Genomic DNA, 21,895 nt, shown 5'->3' with positions numbered 1-21,895 from the left:
TCGGCACTACTTCCCCGCGAGCTCCGCGACGATCGGAGCGAACCGGTCGGCGAAGTCGGCCCCGAAAACGAAGTAGGAGAAGCCCATTTCCTCGCGCCGCCGCTGGATTTCCTCGGCGGCGGCCGCGGGGTCGTCGGGGAGTATGGTCATCGCGTCCGCGGCGTGCAGCGCGGCGGTATCGGTGTCGGGACGCGCCATGTGGGGCGCGACGGTATCCCCGATGACCGGCACGGCGAGCGCGAGCTCGACGCGCCCCTCGGTGCGGAACTCCCGCGCCAGCTCCTCGACCTCACCCCGGGGCTGATCCCCCAGCACGAAGGTGACCGTGTCCGCGACCTCCGCGGCCAGCGCCCGGGCCTTCGGCCCCATGACGGCCATCGCCACGGGCGTGTGGCGGTCGGGGCCGTCGAAATCGCGCAGCCTCCTGACGGTTTCGCGCACCTGCGCCAGCCGCTCGCTCCGCGGCGGCACGTCGGCCACTCCCTTGTCGCGCAGCTCGTCCTCGATGCCCGGTCGGCCGGTGCCGATGCCCATCTCGAAGCGGCCGTCGGTCACCAGCGACAGCGAGTGTGATTCCCACGCAGTCAGCCAGGCCGGACGCAGCGGGGAGGCGTACACCCAGCTGCCCACGCGCAGGTCGGTCACCGCGGCGACGGTGGCAAGCATGGGCCCGGGCGCCGGTTGCATCAGCGGGAAGTCGGGCATCAGCAGCGTCGAGTAGCCGCTGTCGGCAATGCGCCGCGCCCGGTCCAGCCACGTCGGCAGGTCGGTTCTGAGCGGGGCAACGACACCGAATCGAAAAGGTTTGGTCATGCCTGCTTTGACGACGGGTCCGCCCCGGATTCATCGGTGCGCGGCGCTCATTCCATGAGCTGCGCCGCCACGGTCGCGCCGAGTTCCCAGCAGGCTTCGAGATCGTTCTTGGCCGGTTTGCCCGACACCACCACGTACTCGGCGGCCTTCACCCATCCCAGCCCGGTCGTGATGGCGGTCACGCCCTTCTCCGCGCCCTCGGTGCCCTCGTTGCCGTGCAGGTAGAGCCCGAACGGACGCCCCCGCGTCGAATCGAGGCAGGGGTAGTACACGACGTCGAACGCGTGCTTGAGGGCGCCACTCATGTAGCCGAGGTTGGCCGGGGTACCGAGCAGATACCCGTCCGCCTCCAGCACGTCGGTCGGCGACAGGGCCAGCGCCGCGCGGCGCACGACCCGCACGCCCTGGATCTCCGGATCGGTCGCGCCGGACACCACGGCCTCGAACATCGCCTGCATGAACGGCGAGGGGGTGTGGTGGACGATCAGCAGGGTCGGCACGGGTCCAGGCTAGTTGCGGTATCACCCGAAACGGGTGACCGGATACCGTACATCGGTGACCTCCCGATCGCGCCTGCCCCGGCTGCCCGACCTCGCACCACCCGCGGATCCTCGCCGCGGCTACTCCCAGCAGGAGATCCTGACCGGACTGCGGCAGCTGATCCTGGACGGGAACCTGCCGCCGGGCACCGGATTGCCGCTGCGCGAATTCGCCCAGCGGTTCGACGTCAGCCCGATTCCGGTGCGGGAATCGCTGCAGACCCTCATCGGCGAGGGGTTGATCGAGCATCGGCCGAACTTCGGCTACACCGTGACCCGGCTGACCGCGGCCGAGCTGCGCGAGCTGTATGTGGCGCGCGAGCGCCTGGAGTCCGCGGCGCTGGCCGCGGCGGTACACCGGGCCGGGCCGGAGGATCACCGCATCGCCACCGAGGCGCACGCCCGGCTCGAACAGGCTGTGCTGCAGGACGATCCGGCCGCCTACCACCGCGAGACCCGCAATTTCCACCTGGCGCTCACCCGACCATCGGGCATGGCCCGGCTCGTGCACATGCTCGAATACGCCTGGAACATCACCGAACCCGTGCAGCCGATGGTGCACACGACCACGGCGGACCGGGTGGTGCTGCAGGCCGACCACAGCCGCCAGCTGGCAGCATTCCTGGCCGGGGACGCCGAGGAACTGCTCGCGGCGACCGAGGTGCACCACTCCCGGCTCAACGGCGTGGTTGCCGGATTGCCCACGGACCTGGGGCTTTTCGCCGAGACCGACGAGCCCGAGGACGAGTAGAGCCGTCATCACGCCGCCGCCCCCACGGGGCCGGGTGGCGGCCCGACGCCAGGAGTCGTGCCCCTGGCCGAATGAGGCCCGGGCACAATGCGGCTGCAATCCGACCTGCCGCGCCTCGGCTGTAGCGAGCACGGTGTCGTCGATACTGGTGGAATGCGATCGCGCAGGAAGATTCTGGACGCCACGCTCGAGCTGATCGGCGAGGCGGGGTTCGAGGGCGTGAACATCGCCGCGGCGGCACACGCGGCCGGGGTGACGCGGCAGACCGTGTACTCGAACTTCGGGACTCGCGAGGATCTGGTGTCGCAGGCGATGGCTGATCTGCTCATGCGGTCGCTGACCGATATCCGCGCACGCCTGGCCGAGATCGACAATGTGCCGGACTATCTGATCGAGCTGCTCGTCGCCTGCCGGGCGGTGACTCGCAACGACCCGGTGCTGGCCGCCCTGCTGCGCGCCGAGCACGGCAACCCGGTATTCGAGCCGGGTATGGCCGCCCGGGCCAAACCGGTTGTCCTGGAGCTGCTCTCACCGCTCGTGGCGCTGGATCCGGGCATCGAGGGCGAGCTCGGCGACTTCGCCCAGATCGCGCTGCACCTGGGCACCGCGGTGGTGCTGTTCGACGATCCGGACCTTCGTAGCGACGACGACCTCCGGCGGTTCATCACCCGTTGGCTGGTACCGGCGTTACCGACCGGCGCGGCGACGCGGGACTGACGGCACGACCCCTCTCCTTCCGGCACGGCCGCTTGCTGCCCACTTTCGGCACCAATATCTTGACACTATTGCGTCATAGTGTCTAGTTTTAGCGCGCAGCCCGACGACACCGTTCGGGCGACTCCGCCGCCGGATGTGCCGCCACGCATCGCGCGGATCTGTCCGTCGGTGTTCCGGAGGTCACCCATGCCCGAAATCACCCGCCGATCCTTCCTCGGCGCCGCCGCGTCGGCAGGAATTGCCTCGGCGGCAACGGGATTCACCACGATGAGCGTGGGAACCGCACGCGCGGACCGCATCCCGGTCACCCGCGAGGAGCACCGGGTGATCGTGATCGGCTCGGGATTCGGCGGCGGCGTCGCGACCCTGCGGCTGGCGCGGGCCGGCGTGCCGGTACTGCTGCTCGAGCGGGGGCTGCGCTGGCCGACCGGGCCGAATGCCACCACGTTTCCGCTGGCCACCAAGCCCGACAAACGCATGCTCTGGTATCGCTCCGACCCACGGCCTTTCGGCGTGCCGCTGGCCTTCGAGCCGTACACCGGCCTGCTCGAGGCGGTCGCCGGGGACAACATGACGGCCCTGTGTGCGGCCGGAGTGGGCGGCGGATCGCTGGTGTACCAGGGCATGACGCTGCAACCGACCGAGGCGGCCTTCTACACCCAGTTCCCCGAGGGCCTGGACTGGGCCCTGATGAACCGCGTGCACTACCCCCGGGTGGCGCGCATGCTGCAGCTCGAGGTCGCGCCCGACCGCCTGATCGACAGCCCGAATTACCTGGCCGCCAGGGTGTTTGCCGACCATGCCAGGCAGGCAGGTCTGCCGGTGTCGAAGATTCCCATGCCGATCGACTGGAACTTCGCCCTGGACGAGTTGCGCGGTGCGATGCGGCCCTCCTACACCAACGGCGCCGGGGCGCTGGGGGTGAACAACGGCGGGAAGCATTCGGTCGACGTCACCTACCTCGCCGCCGCCGAGGCGACCGGCCGGGCCGAGGTGCGCACGCTGCATCAAGTCACCGATGTCGAGCGCGCGCGGGACGGGCGCTGGACGGTCCGCGTCGACCGAATCGACACCACGGGAAGGGTTCTGGAGAATCTGATCCTCACCACGCCCGCGCTGATCATGGCCGCGGGCAGCCTCAACACCACCAAACTCCTGGTGCGCGCCGCCGCGAAAGGCCACATCCCGGACATGCCCGACGGCCTCGGCGGCACCTGGGGCACCAACGCCGACCGCATCTACGTGTGGACCGACCCGTCCCAGCCCTTCGGCGCCGCGCAGGGCGGGCCGGTCGTCTACGGCAGCCTGAACTGGGGCGACCCGGCGTCCGCGTACACCGTCATCCAGGCATCGATCCCACCGATCGGCATGGACCCGCACAGCACGATGCTGGTCGGTTACGGAGTCAGCAGCGCCCGTGGGCATTTCGACTACGTCCCGGCCACCGACGACGCGGCGTTGCGCTGGCCGCGGGAGGGCGACGCCGCCATCCAGACCGCCCACATCGGCCCTACTGTGCAGCGGATCGCGGGCCGGGGCAGCGCGCTCACCGACACCAACCTGGCCTTCCCCTCCACCTGGCACCCCCTGGGCGGGGCGAGCATGGGCCCGGTCTGCGACCTCGACGGCCGGGTGCACGGCCAGCGCGGGCTCTACGTGCTCGACGGCGCGCTGATCCCCGGCAACTGCGCGGCCTGCAACCCCTCGATGACCATCGCGGCCGTCGCGGAGCGCGCGATGGACAACCTCGTCGCCCACGACGTGGGCACCCTCATCTGATCCGCCCGCTCACTCGACCAGCACGGCAACCTTCTCCCATTCATCCAGCTCGGCAAGCTGATTGGTCAGCTTGGCACGGATCGCGGCGACGGCGTCCCGCCCCAGCGGCAGCCGCAGGGGCGGGTTCGGGGATTCGACGGCCGCGACGATGCGCCGTGCCGCCTCGACCGGGTCGCCGTAGACGCTGGTGTCGAGGTTGGCCAGGCGCTCGTGGGAGGTCGCGACGCTCGCGGCGTAATCGGGGTGCCGCACAGGCGTATTCGCCAACGCACCCACGAAATTCGTGCCGAACATGCCCGGCTCGACGATAGTGACGCCGATTCCGAGGTGGGCGACCTCCTTGGCCAGGCCCTCGTTCATGCCTTCGACCGCGAACTTCGTGGCTGCATAGAGGCCCAAACCCGGTGAAGGAGAAGCGACTCCGGCTGTCGAGGAGATCTGCACCAGGTGTCCATGCTTTTGCGCACGCAGCACGGGCAGGCAGGCGCGGATCACATGCAGCGATCCGAAGACATTCGTATCGAACGCTTCCCGCACCGCATGATCGAGAATCTCCTCCGTCGCACCGAAAATCCCGTAGCCCGCGTTGTTGACTACGACATCGAGGCGGCCGAACTCCGCCACCGCCCGCGCCACCGCGTCGCGCGCCTGCTGCGCGTCGGTGACATCCAGGGCCACGACGAGCACGCGATCGGGATGAGCCGCCGCGAATTCCCGCAGCGCCTCGGACCGCTCGGGGCGACGCGCGGTCGCCACCACCCGGCCGCCCTGCGCAACCACGGTCCGGCTGATCTCGAGGCCGAATCCCGAGGATGCGCCGGTCACCAACCACACCCGATTCATTTCCACTTCAAGCTCCTCAACAGGCTCTTTTTTCGATACTGATCGTACAGTATCGAAACTGCTACACTGACGCAATGCCAGCACAGAACGATGCGCGCGGACCGGGACGACCGCGCAGCGAACGATCGCGCCGCGCGGTCCTGGACGCGGCGCGGGAGCTGCTGACCGACCGCGGACTCCCCGGGCTGACCATGGACGAGATCGCCGCGCGCGCCGGAGTCAGCAAGAACACCATCTACCGCTGGTGGCCGACCAAAGCGGCGGTGGTGATGGACGCCTTCACCGACGCTTTCGCCGGGCAGATGCAAGCGCCCGCGGTCGGAGATGCCCTGACCCGCCTGCGAATTCAGGTTCAGCGCGTCGCACGGCTGATGAACACCCCCGAAGCCCGCCGCCCGTTCGTCGCCCTCGTCGCCGCGGCACAGCACGATCCCGAACTCGCCGCAGCACTGCGCGAACGGTTCATCGACACCCGTCGTGCCGGAGTGATCGAACTGATCGCCGCGGGCATCGACGACGGCCAGCTCTCGGCCGGCACCGACGCCGACATCGTCATCGATCTGATCTACGGCGCCCTCTATTACCGCCTGCTGATCAGCGGCGGCGACCTCGACCCGGCCTACGCCGACCGGCTCGTCGAAACGCTGGCCCCGGTCCTGCGCACCTGAACGTCACCCCTACCCACGACGACGCACGCACCGAGACCGCGGCGAACCGACCCCGTCGCTACGCCGCGCCCAGCGTCTCCTGCAATCGACGGTGCCGGTGCCGGAAGACGAAGGCCAGGGCCGAACGCAGCAGCGAGCCCCAGCCGGGGATCAGGCCCAGGGGTGCACGGGGTGTGAAATGCACCACGTCGGTCACCTCGGTGCGACCGTCGTCCAGGGCTCGCAGCGCGCGCTCGTGCACCCAGACCCGCATGGACACCATCGTGGACTCCTCCCGGAAGCGACGCCCCGGGTCGATTTCCGCGATTCCGATAGTGTCGGCGTCGATCGGCAGCCCACCGAACAGGAGAATGTAGCTGCGCCCCAGCGTGATTCCCGGCTCGGCATCCGCGATGGTGCGGCCGCACGCCCCACGCGGGACCGTCATCCGCAGGTACGGGCGCAGCTCGGCGTTGATCCCCTCGAACGAGGTAATCGCCGCCCAGACCTTCTCGATCGGCGCGTCGACGCGACTGACCTGCGCGATGCGTTGCGTAGCAGCCACCTGCCGCCTGCCTTCCGGGACTGTCCGGGTCGCACGCATTGTTCCACACCGGTCGCCGCAGGGCGCGAAATCCGTTGCGCGGGTTCAGGGATGATCGCCGACAGCCCCATAATTTCCGTCGGAGTGCGGCAATCGCGCCCGTCGCCGCGGCCTGGTCCGTGGCCCGCGGACCTCGTAGACTCCGGCTATGAGCGATCTTGCTGGTTTTGCCCGTCTCATCGGCGGCGATCACGGGCTCTGCGTCGTCTCGACCGCGCGGGCCGACGGCACCGTGCAGTCCACTCTCGTCAATGCCGGTGTGCTGGCACATCCGCAGACCGGTGAACGCATGGTGGGCATGGTGCTTCGCGGGGGCACCCGCAAGCTGGCCAATCTGCGCGCGCGGCCGCGCATGACCGTCGTCGCCCGGGTCGGCTGGGAGTGGGCCGCCGCCGAGGGGCCCGTCTGGATCTGCGGACCCGACGATCCGGTGCCCGGCATCGATGCCGAACGGCTGCGCCTGCTGCTGCGCGAGGTGTTCACCGCGGCCGGCGGCACCCACGACGACTTCGAGGAATACGACCGGGTGATGGCCGACGAGCGCCGCGCGGTCGTCCTGGTGACGCCCGAGCGCGTCTACGGGAACCCCTAGCCCGGCTCGCCGACCGCGACGACTCCGGAAACCTCCCTGGACACCCGGTCCGGAATAACCGCGACCGAGCGTCGGTTACGCTCTTCGACGTACAATCGGACCGCGGTCCGCTTAGTCCGCCGCCGATGGCCCAAGACGACCACCGACACCAGGAGATACCCGTATGACCACCACGACGAGCCCGGCAGAAACGATCGATACCGCCTCCACCTCCGACTCCCGCACCGGCACGTCCGGATCCGATATCGGCCTGCTGATCCTGCGCGTCGGCTTCGGCGCGCTGCTCGTCGTCCACGGCACCCAGAAGCTCTTCGGCTGGTTCGGCGGCTACGGCCTGACGGCCACCGCTGGGGCCTTCGGCCAGATGGGCTACACCCCGGGCCGTTTCTTCGCGACGCTGGCCGGGCTGTCCGAGGTTACCGGCGGCGCGCTGCTGGTGCTGGGCCTGCTCACCCCGCTGGGAGCGGCCATCGCACTGGGCACCATGATCAACGCGATCCACACGACCTGGGACCTGGGCTTCGCGAAGGGCTACGAACTGCCCCTGGTCTACGCCATCGCGGTGACCGCGATCGCCTTCACCGGCGCGGGGCGCCTGTCCCTGGACCACGGCCGCCCGTGGCGCCGGCAGGGCGCGCTCTGGGGCGCCGCGGCCGTCGTACTGGCCGTGGTCGCCGCGCTGATCACCCTGGCCGTCAAGTAATTCGAGAACGCTTTGTCCCCGGTCGCTCACGGCGGCCGGGGACGAAGCCGATCCGGGGGCTCAGCCGTTGGGCAGAATGACCGCGCGCCCGTTGATCTTTCCCGCGTGCAACCGCTCGTAGGCCAGCGGAGCCTCGTCGAGCGAATAGGTCTCGACGTACACGTCGACAGATCCCGCGCGCGCCAGGTCCAGCACCTCCATCAGCTCGCCACGGCTGCCCCAGTACGGCGCCATGACGTTCACCTCGTACGGCAGCGCCCCGAACCCGACCGGCAGGGTGCCGCCGCCGAGCCCGACGATCGTCACATCGCCCTCCATCGCCACGCACGCACCGGCGGTCGCCGTAGTCGGGGGCGCGCCGACGAAATCGAAGACCGCCGTCGCGCCGCGGCCGCCGGTCAGCTCCCGCACCCGGGCCCCCGCGCGCTCGTCGGAGACCACCGTCTCGTGCGCGCCGACCGAGCGCGCCAGCGCCAGTTTCTCTTCGCTCACGTCCAGCGCGATCACCCGCGCCGGGCTCAACGCACGCAGCAGCTGGATGCCCACGTGACCGAGCCCGCCTGCCCCGATCACGACCGCGGTGGCCCCGGGTATCAGCTTCGGCAGCGACCGCTTGATGGCGTGATACGGCGTCAGCCCGGCATCCGTGAGCGGTACCGTCCGCACCGGATCCAATCCATCGAGCGGCACCAGGTGCCGCGGATCGTCGACGATCATGTATTCGGCGATCGCCCCGGGCGCACCCAGGCCGGGCGGGCGAATGCCAAGCTCCGCCGCCCGCACGCAGTAGTTCTCCTTGCCCGCCGCGCACGGCGGACAGGTTCCGCAGCCCCAGGGCCCGTACACCACCACCGCGTCGCCGACCTGGAAACCGGTCACGCCCGCGCCAAGCGCCGCGACGGTGCCCGCGCCCTCATGACCGAGGGTCAGCGGCAGCTCGAACGGCACCTGCGGCCAGGACATCACGGCGATATCGGAATGACAGACCCCGGCCGCGGTCACCCGTAGCAACACCTGACCGGGCGCCGGCTCGGGATCCGCGACAGTGACGACCTCCGGCGCGGCGCCGAGGGTGCGATATTGCAGAGCCTTCACGAGTCGTACCTCCCTGTGTCCGTGGGAAATTCGGGGCGCACCGACCTATCCGCAGCTGGTCCGCGAGCTGGGTCGCCGACTCGAACCGCATGACCAGCCTGCGCGGCCAGGGCATCTGCGATCTGGGGTTCCGGGACCGATCCTTCCAGGCAGAAACGCGGAGCCACCCCGGGACCCTCCCCGCGCGCCATTCACTTGGCCCGGGCCGAACTCCGCTCGGGTGGCGGCTTCACCCTCCGTTGACTGCGCGCAGCACCCGCTCGGCCAGTTCCGGGCGGCAGATAAGCAGGTCGGGCAGATACGGGTCGGGGCGGTTGTAGCGTAGGGGGCTGCCGTCGAGGCGCGAGACGTGCAGGCCCGCGGCAGCGGCGACCGCGACGGGGGCGCACGAATCCCATTCGTACTGGCCGCCGGAGTGGGCGTAGACGTCGGCGGCGCCGCGCACGACGGCCATCGCCTTCACCCCCGCCGATCCCATCGGCACGGAGGTCGCCGAGAGGGTCTCCAGCAGCCGCCGCACCCGCGGGGAGGTCCTGCTACGGGAGACGGCCATCCGGATCGGGCCCGGAACCGGCGGGGCGAGCTCGAGCTGTACGCCGGTGCGCAGGACCAGGTCCTCGGCCGGGAGGGCCACCGCACCCACGACCGGCTCGCCGTCCACCGCGAGCGCCACGTGCACGGCCCAGTCGGGGCGGGGCGGCTCGCCGTATTCGCGGGTGCCGTCGAGCGGGTCGACGATCCACACGCGCGAGCGGTCGACGCGGGCGGCATCGTCGGGGCTCTCCTCGGACAGCACCGCGTCGTCGGGCCGGGCCTGTGCGAGTCGTTCCAGCAGTAACGCATTGGACTGCCGGTCACCGGCCGCGCCGCCCTGTGATCGGATGGCCAGCAGCAGTTTGCCCGCCTCCTCGGCCAGCGTGGCGGCAAGTTCATGATCGTCCATACCTACGACCACTACCACACCGTGCTCGCAGCCCGCTCCCAGGCTCGGGGATCATGCTGTGGCATATGGACATCGCAGCGCTGATCACCGCATTCGTGGTTGCCGTTCTGCCGATCGCGCCGACGGAGCCGACGCTGGTCGGACTGGGCGCGCTCGCCGCCGTGCTACACGTCTCGCCGATCGTGCTGATCCTCGTCGCGGGACTGGGCTGTTCGGCGTCCGATCACCTGCTCTACGCCGCCGGGCGCTGGGGCGGCGCCCGGGTGCTCGCCTGGCTCTCCCGCGGTCGTGCGACCGGCCGCGCGACCGGGTGGCTGGTCGATCGGGCCGAGCGCTGGGGTGTACCGGTATTCGTCGCCGCGCGTTGGCTGCCCGCCGGGGGCAGCGCGGGGGCGGTGCTGGCCGGATCCCTGCGCTGGAGGCTGCGCCGGTTCACCCCGACCTCGCTGCTCGGCTCGATGCTCTGGGCCTGCTATGCCACGATGCTCGGCTATATCGGCAGCGCGTTCACCGGCAATCCCCTTGCGGGACTCGGTATCTCGTTGATCGTCGCGGTCGTCGTCATGCTGGCAATGCGACCCTTCCTGCACCAGAATGTTACCGGCGCACCGGAAGTCGCGGCGGCAGTGATGATCGTTCCGGACGATACCGTCTACGACATCACACCGTCAGACCTCACCGAGCCGATCTTGATCGCCGCCTGACCGCTCGCCGGTTCACGGTTCGCAGCGCCGCCGGCGATGCGCAGCGAGTCCGCACCGCGCAGCCGGTTTGCGGCGCGGAGCGAGTCCGCGATGCACAACCAGTCCGCAACACACAACCAGTCCGCAACACACAGCCAGCTCGCAGCGCACAGCCAGTTCGCAAGCGGCCAGCCAGTTCCCAGCGCGCGGCCAGTTCGCGATGCGCTCAGTGCGGTTTGCCGCAAGCTCGCGATTCGCGGCTCGCAGCGAGTTCGCAGCCGACACCTATATGCGCTGAAGATCGCACTGCGACAGTAGATTTCACGACCACCACGGAACAGTCCGGGGGTGCACAGCGCAGGATCGGAGGTGCCCGAATGAGAGTCGCGCTCGCACCGGCCCCCCGCACGCCCGGCTGCACCTCCGCACCGGGCGGGTCTTGCTGACGCCCAATCAACGCCTGCCGCACGAGGATTCGTATTCGCCGCCGCCGCGACGCTGTTGCTGTGGGCGATCTGGTCGCGCGGCGAGATCGATCACACCTCCGCCGAGGCGCTCGGATTCGGCCTGTTCATTGTGCTGTCGCGGCTGGCGCTGCTGATGGCGGGCATCGGACTGTTCACCAACGGCGCCGTGGTCGTATGCCTGGAAGGGATCCGGATCGTCACGCCGGCGGCCGGCCTCGGGGCCGCCTTCCTCCGGGAATTCGTCGCCTTCCTCGCCCTGCACCGCCGCACCAACATCGTGCTGGGCATCGCGCTGACCGCACCCGCCGTGCTCGCGGTCTTCGCCTAGCGATCTCGCCCCATATCTGTCGCACCACTGGCGCATCCGCGCGCGCCGACATATACTCGTCTACGAATAGTGTTAGAGAAACTAGTTTCAATCACACTATGACCAGACAGCGCGATGCACTCAGGAGCACTTCATGACCACCACGACCTCCGTCGAGTTTCAATCCGGCTCGACGATCTCGGCCGACGGCACCACCATCGGCTACCTGCGCGCCGGCACCGGCCCGGCGATGGTACTGCTGCACGGCAGCAATCAGTCCGGCCGCAGCCTCTCAGGACTGGCTGCAGCACTGTCGGATTCGTTCACCGTCTACCTGCCGGACCGGCGGGGACGCGGCGCCTCCGGTGCGCACCGAGCGGACCATTCGCTGCGCACCGAGGTAGACGACCTGGCGGCAATGCTCGAGGTCTCCGGCGCCGAGCGAGTGTTCGGCATCAGCTCGAGCGGCGTGATCACCCTGGAGGCGGCGCGCACCCTGCCGGCGATCCGGAAGCTCGCGGTCTACGAGCCCGGGCTGCTCCTGGACGATTCGGGTACCTACACCGACTGGGTATCCCGCTTCGATCGTGAACTGGCCGCCGGGCGCGACGGCGCGGCGATCGTGACCTGCATGCTCGGATTCGACCTGGCCCCCGCGGCAATGAAATTCATGCCCCGCCGCCTGCTGGCCGCGTTCATCGATGCGGCCATGAAAAAGGAGGACCGCGCGCCCGCGCCCGGCACGATCACCCTGCGCGCGATGACCCCGACCCTGCGCTACGAGGCCGTCATCCTTGCCGAAAAGGCAGGCAGGCTGAACGATTTCGCCGACCTGCGGACCGACGTGCTGCTGCTGCGCGGCACCAAGAAGGGCCCGGCGTTCATCCGCCCCGCCTTCGACGCGCTGGACCGAGTCCTGCCCAATCATCGCAGCGTCGTACTCGACGGCCTGGACCACGGCTCCCCCGCGGACCGCAGCCAGACGAACGAGGGCGGAGATCCCGCGGCCGTGGCGCCGACTCTGCGCGAATACTTCAGCGAAACCGAATAATCGCCATACTGTGTGGATGAGCACTCCACTGCCGGACTGGCTACCGGAGGACATCGACCCCGAAACGCCGAGCGTGGCGCGGATCTACGACTACATACTCGGCGGGTTCGCCAATTTCGAGGTCGATCGGGCGATCGCCGACGGATTGGCCCGGACCGATCCCGATCTGATCGCGACCACCCGCGCGTACCGGGCGTTCCTGCGCCGCGTGGTCAAACATCTGGTCGCCGAGGCAGGGGTGCGCCAATTCCTGGACCTGGGTTCGGGAATTCCCACCGCGGGCAACGTGCACGAGATCGCACACGCGATCGACCCACGGGTGCGCGTGGCATACGTCGACATCGATCCGGTGGCGGTGGCGATCGGACGGCAACTGCTGACCGGAGACTCCCGGCTGACCGCCATGCGCGGCGATATCACCCGGATCGAGCCGATCCTGGACGATCCCGCCGTGACCGGACTGCTCGATTTCACAGAGCCGGTGGCCGTGCTGATGCTCGGCGTGCTGCACGTGATCCCCGATCGGGCAGGCCCGCATGCGATTATCGACCGAATTCGCGAAAGGTTGAGCGCCGGAAGCTATCTGGCTATTTCGCACGCCTGCAACGAGGGTCCGCCCGAGCTCGTGGCAAAGATCAACACGGTGACGCGGTCGACGAGCACCGCGGCCGTCCTGCGCTCGCGGGCCGAGATCGCGACGCTGTTCGACGGATTCGATCTCATCGAACCGGGACTGGTCGACCTGCCCCGATGGAATCCCGACGAGATTCCCGACGACATCCCGGCTACCCTCGCCCTCGGCGGCGTGGCCGGACTCGCGACTCGACCATGATCGCCCGCAAGACGATGGAATGGCCGAGAGGGTGAGTGCATGCGGGCTTTGCTGATATTGATCATCGTGCTGGGAATCGCGCTGGTCGTCGGCGACCGAGTCGGCGTCGTGCTGGCACAGAACGAGATCGGCCGCAGGGTCGCCGCCGAGTACAACCTCCCGTCCCAGCCGGGCGTCACCATCGGCGGCATCCCGTTCCTGACGCAGGCCGTGAACGGCAGCTACCACCACATCGACGTGCGTGTCGGCACCTGGAGCGACCAGCGGATCTCCGTCCGCGACCTCGATGTCACCCTGACCGACGTCACCGCGCCCCTGGCCGACGTACTCCACAACCGGACCTCGAACTTCGTCGCGGCGACGGCGTCGGCGACGGCTGTGGTTCCCTACGACACCGTCCGCGGCTACGCACCCTCGGGTGTGCAGTCGATCACCAACGGCGCGGACGGGCTGCATGTCATCGGCACCTTCAAGGTCGAGGGAATCTCCATTCCCGCAACGGTTGTCGTCACCGTCGCACCGACCGCGAACGGCATCCAGGTCACCCCGGTCTCGGTGCAGGCCGCGGCGGGCGGGCCGTCGATACCGCTGTCGCTGTTGCGCCGGACCCTCGCCTTCACCGTGCCGCTGCAGCAGCTCCCGCTGGGCGCCCAGCTCACAGCCATCCAGCCGGGCCCCGACGGGCTCCAGGTGACGGCGGTCGCCCACACGGTGCACCTGTCTAGCGTCTCGTAATCGCCCGCGGGGATTCCTCCGGCCGACTCGTCCGGTCGGCATTCCGCACGGCAGGCCTTGACGCCGAACCACCCTGCGCGGGCGGATCCGCACTCGCCGGGTCCCGCACCGACGGCTCAATCACCTCTTGCTTCAGATGTATCTTAAGATATATCTTGGGATGGTGAGTCCACGACGTTCCGCCGAGGTCGGCGGGCCCGGCTCCGGGCGCTTCTTCGGGCCCGGCGAGCTGCGACTGGCCCTGCTGGCGCTGATCACCGAGCAGCCCGGCCACGGATACGAGCTGATGTCGCGGCTCGAGGATCGGTGCGGCGGGGCGTACCGCCCCAGCGCGGGCGCGGTGTATCCCACCCTGCAGCAGCTCGAGGACGAGGGCCTGGTCGAACTCGAAATCGACAGCGGCCGCAAGGTATTCCATCCCACCGGGCCGGGCCGGGCCGAGGTCGCCGCGCACGAGGAGGGGATCGACCGGATCTGGACCCGGGCCGCCGAGCGCGGCGACTGGGGCATGTTCCGCGATCCGGATGCGGCCGAGATCATCGGTCCCGCATTGCGTTTGTTCAAGACCGCCGTCTCGGCGGTCGTGCACTCACACGGCGATCCCGCGGTCGTCGATCAGGTGCGCGACGTATTGGCCACGGCCACACGGCAATTGCAGGACCTCAAGGCCGAGGCCAAGCGTCTGCATCACGAACACCATCACGATCGTCGCCGCCGCGGTCGGCGGCCCGACTAGCCAATCACCTCACGACGAAGGTAATCCCATGGCGCACACCGGAATTCCCACCCAGTCTGCACCCCACCGCCAGGCGCGCGGTCTCGGCGACCGGCTCCTGGACCGCTTCTTCACCACCGCCCACATCCTGGAGATCGAGCGGATCGCCGCCCGCACCATCCGCCTGCGCCTCGGCGGCCCGGAACTGCGCGGCCTCACCTGGATTCCCGGCCAGCAGCTTCGAATCGCCACCGGCACAGCGGAGACGGGCAACCCAGTGGCCCGGATGGGCGAGCTGCGCACGTATTCGGTGTGGCACCACGACCCGGACGCGGGCGAGCTGCACCTGTGCGTCCTGGACCACGGCGACGGCCCCGGCGCACGCTGGGCCCGCACCGCGCAGGTCGGTCAGGAGGTTCGATTCCGCGGCCCCGAGGGCTCATTCACGCTCCGCGACGATGCGCCCTATCACCTGTTCGCGGGCGAGGAGACCGCCGCGGTCGCATTCGGCCCCATGCTGCGCGCGATTCCCGAGGACGTCCCCATCCACGGCGCGATCGAGACCGCCACCGCCGCAGACCGTCTCCCCCTTTCCCGCGCCACCGACCTGTCCCGACCCCTGCGCGGAAGTGCGTCGGCCGCCGGCTCGGAGACGCTGCTCGAAGCGATCCGCGACCTCGCGCTCCCACCCACCCCGGGCGCCGCCTACCTTGCCGGCGAGGCCCGCACCATCCAGATGATCACCAAACACCTGGTCTCCGAGCGCCTCTGGCCCCGCCGTGCCGTTCGCACCAAACCCTTCTGGGCTCCGGGCAAGCGGGGCATGGACTGAAACCTCGGCTGTTAGTCGAGCCGTGCCGTCGCCACCGCCGGCAGCGCGCCGGCGACACCGTGGCTCATCTGCACGTCCACACCGCCCATGACCGCACCCCGGACGTTCACCGAAACCCCCACCGGCGCATAGCCGCTGGCGACCACGGTGTATTCGCCGTCGTCCAGATTCCCGAAGAGGTACGTGCCGTCCGGGCCGGTCGTCACGGTGTCCACGACCTGCCCGGCCGGATCCATCAGCGTCACCTGGGCGTCGTGCAGCGGACGGTCGTCGCGTCCCCGGATCACCCCGCCCAGACGGGTACCCGGCCGCAGCGACACCTCGATCTCGGTCACGCCGGACCCGCTCACCCGCACGGGCATCGCGGTGGGATGAAAACCCATGGCACTCACCGCGATAATGAAATCTCCCTCGGGCAGCTCGGTGAGGCCGAACCGGCCCAGGATGTCGGTCTCGGCCGAGGCCAGCACCTCCCCGCGCGGATCCAGCGCCGCCACGCGCGCGGCGGGCACTGGGTCGCGATCGGTTGTGCGGGTGACGGTTCCGGTGAGCTCCCCCATGCCGGTCAGGAGCACATCGCAGGCGACCGGCCGCGAGCCGAGAGTGACGGTGGTGGCGTCCGGGCGCCGCCCTGGGCCCGAGGCGATCAGTACATAGGATCCCGCGGACGGGGTAGTCAGCTCGTAGTATCCGTCGACCCCTGTCGCCGCCCGGCCCAGCTGCCGGCCCGACATCGAGATCAGTGTCAGGGTCGCGCCCGGCACAACGCCACTCGCATCCCGCACGCGGCCGAAAACCACTGGGCCGTCGGCGGGTAGAGCCCGGCTCGACGAAGCGACGGGCCGCGCTACACCGCTGGCCGCACGCCCGGGGGAGGCTGCCGCATGCGCCGCGAAGGGCGCCGCGGAATCTCTCGTCTCCGACGAGCTATCCTCGGCCGCAACGGGTCCGGTCTCACCCACCGCAACAGCGCCCGCGGCATGCCGCGCCGTGACCGCCCGGCGGACCGGAATGGCCATCGCGACAACCGCGGCGACCAACGCAACACCACACCCGATCAGCAGACCGGTCCGGAATCCGTTCTTGGTCGGAATGCTGTGCCCGGCAAGGGTGATGCTCATCTGCGCGAGCACGACACCGATGACGGCCGACGCCGTCGAGGTGCCGATCGAGCGCATCAGGGTGTTGAAGCTGTTGGCGGCGGCCGTCTCCGACTGCGGCACGCCGCTCATGATCAGCGCGGGCATTGCCCCGTAGGCGAATCCGGTGCCGGAGCTGACGATGATCGTCACGAGCATCAGTGACCAGGCGTGCCCCATCAGCACCATCGACAGGCCGTACCCGGCGGCCATGATCAGCGCGCCGACGGCCAGGGTCACCTTCGGCCCGCGCAGCGCCGACAGCTTGGCGCTGACCGGCGAGACCAGCATCATCATCAGGCCGCCGGGGGCCATGTACAGACCCATCGCCATCATCGACTGTCCCAGACCGTATCCGGTGATCGTGGGCAGCTGCATGAGCTGCGGAAGGATCAGCGACGAGGAGTACATCGCGACGCCCACCATGATGGACGCGACGTTGGTCATCAGCACCTGCGGGCGAGCGGTGGTGCGCAGATCGACCAGCGGTGCGGCGATGCGCAGCTCCCACCAGCCCCAGAGCAGCAGCACCACGACCGCGCCGACGAACAGCCCGATGATCCCGCCACTGCCCCAGCCCCAGTCGCCCCCCTTGGACACCCCGAGCAGCAGGCAGACCAGTCCGGCGCCCAGCCCCACCGCGCCCACGACGTCGAACCGGCCGTGCCCACCGACCGGCGGCGTCTTGGGCAGCACGAAGTAGATCAGCCCGGCCACCACGACGCTGGCCACCGCGACGCCCCAGAACAGCACCCGCCAGTTGCTGTACTGCACCACCGCCGCGGACAGCGGAAGCCCCAGTGCGCCACCGATTCCCAGCGACGAGCTGATCAGCGCGATGCCCGAGCCGAGCCGCGCGGGCGGCAGCAGATCGCGCAGTGCGGCGATGCCGACCGGGATGATGCCCACGCCCATGCCCTGCAGGCCGCGCCCGATGACCATCGGCCACAGTGAGGAGGACAGCGCGCACACGACGGACCCGACGATCAGCGGCACCGTCGAGCCGATCAGCACGGTCCGCTTGCCGTACAGGTCGCCCAGCCGCCCGGCCACCGGCGTCACCACCGCGCCGACGAGCAGGCTCGCGGTCACCACCCAGGTCGCGTTCGCGGTGGAGGTGTGCAGCAGCTGCGGCAGCTGCCCCAGCAGCGGGATGACCAGTGTCTGCGTCAGCGACGCGACGATGCCGGCAATCGCCAGCACCGCCAGGATGCCGCCGGACCTGGCGGCGGGTTCTTCTTCGGCCACGTCGTTCTCCCTCGAGAGTTATGCCTCTGTGTGTATTATGCATATCGAGTGCTAGGTGCACAACAATTGCCGAATGCACAATTGGGCGATGCGCGGCGATGTGCACCCGCGGCGAACGAAAGGGGTTCCGCGTATGGATGGACCCATGGACCTGGTCGAATTCGAGACCATGCTGCTCAGCAGGTACACCCTCAATCCGCACTTCCGGAGCGCGAACGGCCTGCTCGAGCGCAGCGCATATCTGCTGCTGAGCCGGCTGGCGGCCGCCGGGCCGCTGTCGATCCGTCAGCTCAGCGATGCGCTGCGACTGGATGCCTCGACCCTCAACCGCCAGACCGGGGTGCTACTGCGCGCCCGGCTCGTGGAGCGCATCGCCGATCCGGACGGCGGTATCGCCCGCAAGTTCCGGCTCACCCAGGCCGGGCGGGCCCGCCTCGAAGCCGCGCGCACGGCCAACGTCCAGGGCATGGCCCGGGTGCTGGGCGACTGGCCGGCCGAGGACGTCGCCACCTTCGCCGCCTACCTGCGCCGATTCAACAACGGCATCGAGGCACTGGCCGGAAGCCCCTGGCCGCGTACGGAATCCGCAGCGCATCCGGCCGGGTAGCCGTACGATCGCCGCAGGTCAGGGTAATCGCCGGGCAACATATACAATTCATGCAACAATCAGGCAACACCGGATGGGTACCGTCGCGCGAGTCAGACCCGCTCGCGCGGGGCCGTTCGATCGGAAGCGTGCCGCGACGCCATGAAAATCCGCGTGATCAACCCGAACACCACCGCCACGATGACCGCGGTCATCGACGAGTGCGCACGCGCGGTCGCGGGTGCGGGCACCGTCGTGGAGTCGGTCACCTCGAGCATGGGACCCGCCTCGATCGAGAGCCACTACGACGAGGCGCTGGCGGCGCCCGGCCTGCTCACCGAGATCGCCCGGGGCGAGCGCGAGGGTGTGGACGGGTACGTCATCGCCTGCTTCGGCGATCCGGGCCTGTACGCCGCGCGGGAGCTCGCGCGGGGGCCGGTGATCGGCATCGCCGAGGCCGCGATGCACGCCGCGAGCCATCTCGGCCGGGGGTTCAGCGTCGTCACCACCCTGGCCCGCACCGCCGGGCAGGCAGTGGATCTGGCGGAACGCTATGGGCTGCAACGGTTCTGCCTCGGTGTGCACGGCACCGACATTCCGGTGCTCGAGCTCGAGAATCCGAAGGTGCGCGGCGTGATCGCGGAAGCCTGCCGGGAGGCCATCGCCGCGGACGGCTCCGAGGCGATCGTGTTGGGCTGCGCCGGCATGGCCGATCTGTGCGCGTACCTGACGCAGGAGACGGGCGTGCCGGTCATCGACGGGGTCGCGGCGGCCACGCTGACGGTGCAGTCGCTGGTCACCCTCGGGCTGCGCAAGTCGGGGCGCGGCGAGTTCGCCGCGCCCCTGCCCAAGCACTACACCGGACTGCTGTCCGGCTTCGGCATCGAGGAAGATAATCGATGACGCTGCCCGCGGAATTCCCGAGCCGCGCCGGCGACCGACCACCGGCCGTCGACGACGCATCGGGCCGATTCCGCGCTGGATACATCGATCTGCGCGGCCGAGGTCGCCGGCGAAGGAGACGATAGATGACAGTGCCCGCCGAATTCCTGGGTAGCGTCGGCGAACGCCTGCGGGCCGTCGATGCCGAGCTGAACCGTCGGTATCCCGGCGACCGGCCCGGTCAGCCGATTCACACCGCGTATGTGTGTGCGGCCGACGCCACCAAGGATCTCCCCCACGAATGGGGTACGGCCGCACTGGAACTGGCCGACCGGCACGCCGACCTGCTGACGGAGCTGGCCGGGGCCGACTCGGTGAGCCGGGTGCGGAACACGCTGGCACAGCGCCCGATTCAGGATCTTCGGCTGGATTTCGAGGATGGCTACGGCACCCGCGGCGGCGAGGTCGAGGACGGCGACGCCACCCGCGCCGGTGAGGTGCTCGCCGCGCTGCCCGCGACCGTCATCTCCCGCGGCATCCGGACCAAGGGCCTGACCGCTGCCGAATACGACCGCGCGATCCGCACGTTGGAGCGGGTGCTCGACGGCGCCGGGGGCGTGCCCGACGGATTCGTCTTCACCGTGCCCAAGCTGCGCGCGGTCGAACAGGTCGACGTCGCGGTGCAGGTGTGTGAGGCGCTGGAGCAGGCCCACGGATTGGCCTCGGGCGCATTGCGTTTCGAGCTGCAGATCGAGAGCCCGCAGGCGGTGATCGCCGCCGACGGCACCGCCACCGTGGCGCGGGCGATCGCGCACTCGGCCGGGCGCTGCACCGGATTGCATTACGGCACCTACGATTACAGCGCGGCCTGCGGCATCTCCCCGCAGTTCCAGTCGCTCGAGCATCCGGTCGCCGACCACGCCAAGGCGGTCATGCAGGCCGCGGCCGCGCAGACCGGGGTGTGGGTGTGCGACGGCTCGACCCAGGTGCTGCCCGTGGGCGCGGAGGCGCCCGCGGCGCTGAACCGGCACTTCCGCCTGGTCACCCGCTCCCTCGAGCGCGGCTACTACCAGGGCTGGGACATGCATCCCGGCCACCTGGTGACACGCTGGCTGGCGACCTTCACCTTCTTCCGGGGCGCGCTGACCGCGGCCGCTCCCCGCATCGACCGCTACCTGCAGCGTCAGGGCGGGGCCGTCGTCGACGAGCCGGCGACCGCGCAGGCGCTGGCCACGGTGGTGCTGCGCGGGCTGGACTGCGGCGCCTTCGGACCGGAGGACGTGACGGCGCTGGTCCCTGCGGCCACCGTCGAGGTGCTGCACCAGCTGCGGGACCGGAAGTTGCCGACATCGTGAGCGGCGCAGCCGGTTTCACCGCGCCCTTAGCTTCGACGGCTCTGATCGACATCGAATTACGCGGTAGCACAAGGTTCGCGTGTTGGCGGCGGCACCCGGACCACGGCACAGTAACGAGGAGCAGTGATGAGTGAATACCCCCGCGACATGGTCGGTTACGGGCCGAATCCACCGCATCCACAGTGGCCCGGCGAGGCGAACATCGCCGTGCAGTTCGTGCTCAACTACGAGGAGGGCTCGGAGAACTGCGTCCTGGACGGCGACGAGGCGTCGGAGACATTCCTCTCGGAAATGGTTCCGGCCCAGGCATTTCCGAACCGCCACCTGAGCATGGAGTCACTGTACGAGTACGGTTCGCGCGCGGGCCTGTGGCGGGTGCTGCGGACCTTCGAGAGCCGGGACATCCCGCTCACCATCTTCGGGGTGGCGCGGGCGCTGGAGCGAAATCCCGAGGCGGTGGCCGCATTCAAGCGCCTGGGTCACGAGATCGCCTGCCACGGCCTGCGCTGGGTGTCGTACCAGCTGACCGATCCCGAGACCGAGCGCAAGCATATGGCCGAGGCGGTGCGCATCATCACCGAGCTGTTCGGCGAGCCGCCGCGCGGCTGGTACACGGGCCGGGATTCGCCGCAGACCCGCGAATTGGTGGTCGAGCACGGCGGATTCACCTACGACTCGGACTCCTACGCCGACGACCTGCCGTACTGGACCCGCGTGCACGACACCGACCACCTGGTGGTGCCGTACACGCTGGAGACCAACGACATGAAGTTCTCCTCCCCCGCCGGATTCGCCAATGGCGACGAGTTCTTCGCCTACCTGCGCGACGCCTTCGACGTCCTGTACTCCGAGGGCGCGGCCGGAGCACCCAAGATGCTGTCGGTCGGCCTGCACTGCCGGCTGGTCGGCCGCCCCGGCCGCACCCGCGCCCTGGAACGCTTCCTCGACCACGTCCAGTCCCACGACAAGGTCTGGCTGGCTCGCCGGATCGACATCGCCGAGCACTGGGCGAAGGTGCACCCGCCGCGGGGCTGAGA

Annotated in this window: 24 protein-coding genes and 1 pseudogene; 17 read left to right on the top strand and 8 right to left on the bottom strand. The window is 69.6% G+C overall.

Annotation, left to right across the window (positions count from 1 at the left end):
* Window positions 1-6: 6 nt before the first annotated feature.
* Window positions 7-813 carry an LLM class flavin-dependent oxidoreductase gene (locus tag KO481_RS37205; RefSeq protein ID WP_215923237.1) on the bottom strand — a complete coding sequence of 269 codons (807 nt, stop codon included), beginning with the start codon at window positions 811-813 and terminating at the stop codon, window positions 7-9.
* Between the two features lie 47 nt (window positions 814-860).
* Complete coding sequence (locus KO481_RS37200; protein WP_308166930.1) at window positions 861-1,313, bottom strand: flavodoxin family protein; 453 nt, start codon at window positions 1,311-1,313, stop codon at window positions 861-863.
* A 73-nt stretch (window positions 1,314-1,386) separates the two neighbouring features.
* Between KO481_RS37200 and KO481_RS37195 the strand changes: the two genes are divergently transcribed.
* From KO481_RS37195 to KO481_RS37185, 3 genes are all read left to right on the top strand, one after another.
* The gene (locus KO481_RS37195) at window positions 1,387-2,103 is read left to right on the top strand and encodes a GntR family transcriptional regulator (RefSeq protein WP_245402090.1); all 717 of its coding nucleotides are present in this window, start codon (window positions 1,387-1,389) and stop codon (window positions 2,101-2,103) included.
* 153 nt (window positions 2,104-2,256) lie between these two features.
* Window positions 2,257-2,820, top strand: a complete 564-nt coding sequence (locus KO481_RS37190) for a TetR/AcrR family transcriptional regulator (RefSeq protein WP_215923235.1) — start codon at window positions 2,257-2,259, stop codon at window positions 2,818-2,820.
* A 186-nt stretch (window positions 2,821-3,006) separates the two neighbouring features.
* Window positions 3,007-4,599, top strand: coding sequence for a GMC oxidoreductase (locus KO481_RS37185; RefSeq protein WP_215923234.1), 1,593 nt, complete (start codon window positions 3,007-3,009; stop codon window positions 4,597-4,599).
* Between the two features lie 9 nt (window positions 4,600-4,608).
* On the opposite strand, the gene KO481_RS37180 is transcribed toward KO481_RS37185, so the two are convergent.
* The gene (locus tag KO481_RS37180) at window positions 4,609-5,442 is read right to left on the bottom strand and encodes an SDR family NAD(P)-dependent oxidoreductase (RefSeq protein WP_215923306.1); all 834 of its coding nucleotides are present in this window, start codon (window positions 5,440-5,442) and stop codon (window positions 4,609-4,611) included.
* 74 nt (window positions 5,443-5,516) lie between these two features.
* On the opposite strand from KO481_RS37180, the gene KO481_RS37175 reads away from it, so the two are divergent.
* Complete coding sequence (locus KO481_RS37175) at window positions 5,517-6,110, top strand: TetR/AcrR family transcriptional regulator (RefSeq protein WP_215923233.1); 594 nt, start codon at window positions 5,517-5,519, stop codon at window positions 6,108-6,110.
* Between the two features lie 58 nt (window positions 6,111-6,168).
* On the opposite strand, the gene KO481_RS37170 is transcribed toward KO481_RS37175, so the two are convergent.
* Window positions 6,169-6,654: an Rv1443c family protein gene (locus tag KO481_RS37170; protein WP_215923232.1), complete on the bottom strand. Its 486-nt coding sequence runs from the start codon at window positions 6,652-6,654 to the stop codon at window positions 6,169-6,171.
* Window positions 6,655-6,841: 187 nt separating this feature from the next.
* Between KO481_RS37170 and KO481_RS37165 the strand changes: the two genes are divergently transcribed.
* Window positions 6,842-7,285: a pyridoxamine 5'-phosphate oxidase family protein gene (locus tag KO481_RS37165; RefSeq protein ID WP_215923231.1), complete on the top strand. Its 444-nt coding sequence runs from the start codon at window positions 6,842-6,844 to the stop codon at window positions 7,283-7,285.
* A gap of 163 nt (window positions 7,286-7,448) precedes the next feature.
* Window positions 7,449-7,988 (top strand): DoxX family protein, encoded by a 540-nt coding sequence (locus KO481_RS37160; RefSeq protein WP_215923230.1) that lies wholly within the window; start codon window positions 7,449-7,451, stop codon window positions 7,986-7,988.
* Window positions 7,989-8,048: 60 nt separating this feature from the next.
* Here KO481_RS37160 and KO481_RS37155 read toward each other — a convergent pair whose 3' ends face one another.
* Both KO481_RS37155 and KO481_RS37150 read right to left on the bottom strand, forming a co-directional pair.
* Entirely contained in the window at window positions 8,049-9,083 is a 1,035-nt protein-coding gene (locus KO481_RS37155; protein ID WP_215923229.1) for an NAD(P)-dependent alcohol dehydrogenase, read from the bottom strand.
* Between the two features lie 229 nt (window positions 9,084-9,312).
* Entirely contained in the window at window positions 9,313-10,026 is a 714-nt protein-coding gene (locus KO481_RS37150) for a 3'(2'),5'-bisphosphate nucleotidase CysQ (RefSeq protein ID WP_215923228.1), read from the bottom strand.
* A gap of 65 nt (window positions 10,027-10,091) precedes the next feature.
* Between KO481_RS37150 and KO481_RS37145 the strand changes: the two genes are divergently transcribed.
* The 7 genes from KO481_RS37145 to KO481_RS37115 all read left to right on the top strand — a co-directional run bounded on the left by KO481_RS37145 (window position 10,092) and on the right by KO481_RS37115 (window position 15,648).
* Window positions 10,092-10,730 carry a DedA family protein gene (locus tag KO481_RS37145; protein ID WP_215923227.1) on the top strand — a complete coding sequence of 213 codons (639 nt, stop codon included), beginning with the start codon at window positions 10,092-10,094 and terminating at the stop codon, window positions 10,728-10,730.
* A 480-nt stretch (window positions 10,731-11,210) separates the two neighbouring features.
* Window positions 11,211-11,504, top strand: a complete 294-nt coding sequence (locus tag KO481_RS37140; protein WP_215923226.1) for a hypothetical protein — start codon at window positions 11,211-11,213, stop codon at window positions 11,502-11,504.
* A 133-nt stretch (window positions 11,505-11,637) separates the two neighbouring features.
* The gene (locus KO481_RS37135) at window positions 11,638-12,534 is read left to right on the top strand and encodes an alpha/beta fold hydrolase (protein ID WP_215923225.1); all 897 of its coding nucleotides are present in this window, start codon (window positions 11,638-11,640) and stop codon (window positions 12,532-12,534) included.
* 16 nt (window positions 12,535-12,550) lie between these two features.
* Window positions 12,551-13,366: an SAM-dependent methyltransferase gene (locus tag KO481_RS37130; RefSeq protein ID WP_215923224.1), complete on the top strand. Its 816-nt coding sequence runs from the start codon at window positions 12,551-12,553 to the stop codon at window positions 13,364-13,366.
* A 39-nt stretch (window positions 13,367-13,405) separates the two neighbouring features.
* Window positions 13,406-14,101: an LmeA family phospholipid-binding protein gene (locus KO481_RS37125; RefSeq protein ID WP_215923223.1), complete on the top strand. Its 696-nt coding sequence runs from the start codon at window positions 13,406-13,408 to the stop codon at window positions 14,099-14,101.
* Window positions 14,102-14,264: 163 nt separating this feature from the next.
* The gene (locus tag KO481_RS37120; RefSeq protein WP_215923222.1) at window positions 14,265-14,837 is read left to right on the top strand and encodes a PadR family transcriptional regulator; all 573 of its coding nucleotides are present in this window, start codon (window positions 14,265-14,267) and stop codon (window positions 14,835-14,837) included.
* 28 nt (window positions 14,838-14,865) lie between these two features.
* The gene (locus KO481_RS37115) at window positions 14,866-15,648 is read left to right on the top strand and encodes a siderophore-interacting protein (protein WP_215923221.1); all 783 of its coding nucleotides are present in this window, start codon (window positions 14,866-14,868) and stop codon (window positions 15,646-15,648) included.
* An 11-nt stretch (window positions 15,649-15,659) separates the two neighbouring features.
* Here KO481_RS37115 and KO481_RS43660 read toward each other — a convergent pair whose 3' ends face one another.
* Both KO481_RS43660 and KO481_RS43655 read right to left on the bottom strand, forming a co-directional pair.
* Window positions 15,660-16,433, bottom strand: coding sequence for an MSCRAMM family protein (locus tag KO481_RS43660; protein ID WP_372452178.1), 774 nt, complete (start codon window positions 16,431-16,433; stop codon window positions 15,660-15,662).
* A 201-nt stretch (window positions 16,434-16,634) separates the two neighbouring features.
* Window positions 16,635-18,035 (bottom strand): annotated as a pseudogene (locus tag KO481_RS43655) (MFS transporter); the annotation flags it as partial.
* 133 nt (window positions 18,036-18,168) lie between these two features.
* Between KO481_RS43655 and KO481_RS37105 the strand changes: the two are divergent.
* The 4 genes from KO481_RS37105 (at window position 18,169) to puuE (ending at window position 21,893) form a co-directional block, all read left to right on the top strand.
* Entirely contained in the window at window positions 18,169-18,642 is a 474-nt protein-coding gene (locus KO481_RS37105; protein ID WP_215923219.1) for a MarR family winged helix-turn-helix transcriptional regulator, read from the top strand.
* Window positions 18,643-18,783: 141 nt separating this feature from the next.
* Window positions 18,784-19,524 (top strand): aspartate/glutamate racemase family protein, encoded by a 741-nt coding sequence (locus KO481_RS37100; protein WP_215923218.1) that lies wholly within the window; start codon window positions 18,784-18,786, stop codon window positions 19,522-19,524.
* Between the two features lie 125 nt (window positions 19,525-19,649).
* Entirely contained in the window at window positions 19,650-20,858 is a 1,209-nt protein-coding gene (locus KO481_RS37095) for a DUF6986 family protein (protein WP_215923217.1), read from the top strand.
* Window positions 20,859-20,984: 126 nt separating this feature from the next.
* On the top strand, window positions 20,985-21,893 hold the full coding sequence (gene puuE / locus KO481_RS37090; protein WP_215923216.1) for an allantoinase PuuE: 909 nt from the start codon (window positions 20,985-20,987) through the stop codon (window positions 21,891-21,893).
* The last annotated feature ends 2 nt before the right edge of the window (window positions 21,894-21,895 follow it).

The sequence above is a fragment of the Nocardia albiluteola genome, from assembly GCF_018860155.1.
Classification (GTDB): domain Bacteria; phylum Actinomycetota; class Actinomycetes; order Mycobacteriales; family Mycobacteriaceae; genus Nocardia; species Nocardia albiluteola.
Note: the sequence above shows the minus strand (reverse complement) of the source record. Positions and strands in the feature narration are given on the sequence as shown.

Coding starts and splice junctions, on each gene's coding strand:
- KO481_RS37205 (WP_215923237.1), bottom strand. CDS start 813: ATGACCAAACCTTTTCGATTCGGTGTCGTTGCCCCGCTCAGAACCGAC.
- KO481_RS37190 (WP_215923235.1), top strand. CDS start 2,257: ATGCGATCGCGCAGGAAGATTCTGGACGCCACGCTCGAGCTGATCGGC.
- KO481_RS37185 (WP_215923234.1), top strand. CDS start 3,007: ATGCCCGAAATCACCCGCCGATCCTTCCTCGGCGCCGCCGCGTCGGCA.
- KO481_RS37180 (WP_215923306.1), bottom strand. CDS start 5,442: ATGAATCGGGTGTGGTTGGTGACCGGCGCATCCTCGGGATTCGGCCTC.
- KO481_RS37175 (WP_215923233.1), top strand. CDS start 5,517: ATGCCAGCACAGAACGATGCGCGCGGACCGGGACGACCGCGCAGCGAA.
- KO481_RS37165 (WP_215923231.1), top strand. CDS start 6,842: ATGAGCGATCTTGCTGGTTTTGCCCGTCTCATCGGCGGCGATCACGGG.
- KO481_RS37160 (WP_215923230.1), top strand. CDS start 7,449: ATGACCACCACGACGAGCCCGGCAGAAACGATCGATACCGCCTCCACC.
- KO481_RS37150 (WP_215923228.1), bottom strand. CDS start 10,026: ATGGACGATCATGAACTTGCCGCCACGCTGGCCGAGGAGGCGGGCAAA.
- KO481_RS37145 (WP_215923227.1), top strand. CDS start 10,092: ATGGACATCGCAGCGCTGATCACCGCATTCGTGGTTGCCGTTCTGCCG.
- KO481_RS37135 (WP_215923225.1), top strand. CDS start 11,638: ATGACCACCACGACCTCCGTCGAGTTTCAATCCGGCTCGACGATCTCG.
- KO481_RS37130 (WP_215923224.1), top strand. CDS start 12,551: ATGAGCACTCCACTGCCGGACTGGCTACCGGAGGACATCGACCCCGAA.
- KO481_RS37125 (WP_215923223.1), top strand. CDS start 13,406: ATGCGGGCTTTGCTGATATTGATCATCGTGCTGGGAATCGCGCTGGTC.
- KO481_RS37115 (WP_215923221.1), top strand. CDS start 14,866: ATGGCGCACACCGGAATTCCCACCCAGTCTGCACCCCACCGCCAGGCG.
- KO481_RS37105 (WP_215923219.1), top strand. CDS start 18,169: ATGGATGGACCCATGGACCTGGTCGAATTCGAGACCATGCTGCTCAGC.
- KO481_RS37100 (WP_215923218.1), top strand. CDS start 18,784: ATGAAAATCCGCGTGATCAACCCGAACACCACCGCCACGATGACCGCG.
- KO481_RS37095 (WP_215923217.1), top strand. CDS start 19,650: ATGACAGTGCCCGCCGAATTCCTGGGTAGCGTCGGCGAACGCCTGCGG.
- puuE (WP_215923216.1), top strand. CDS start 20,985: ATGAGTGAATACCCCCGCGACATGGTCGGTTACGGGCCGAATCCACCG.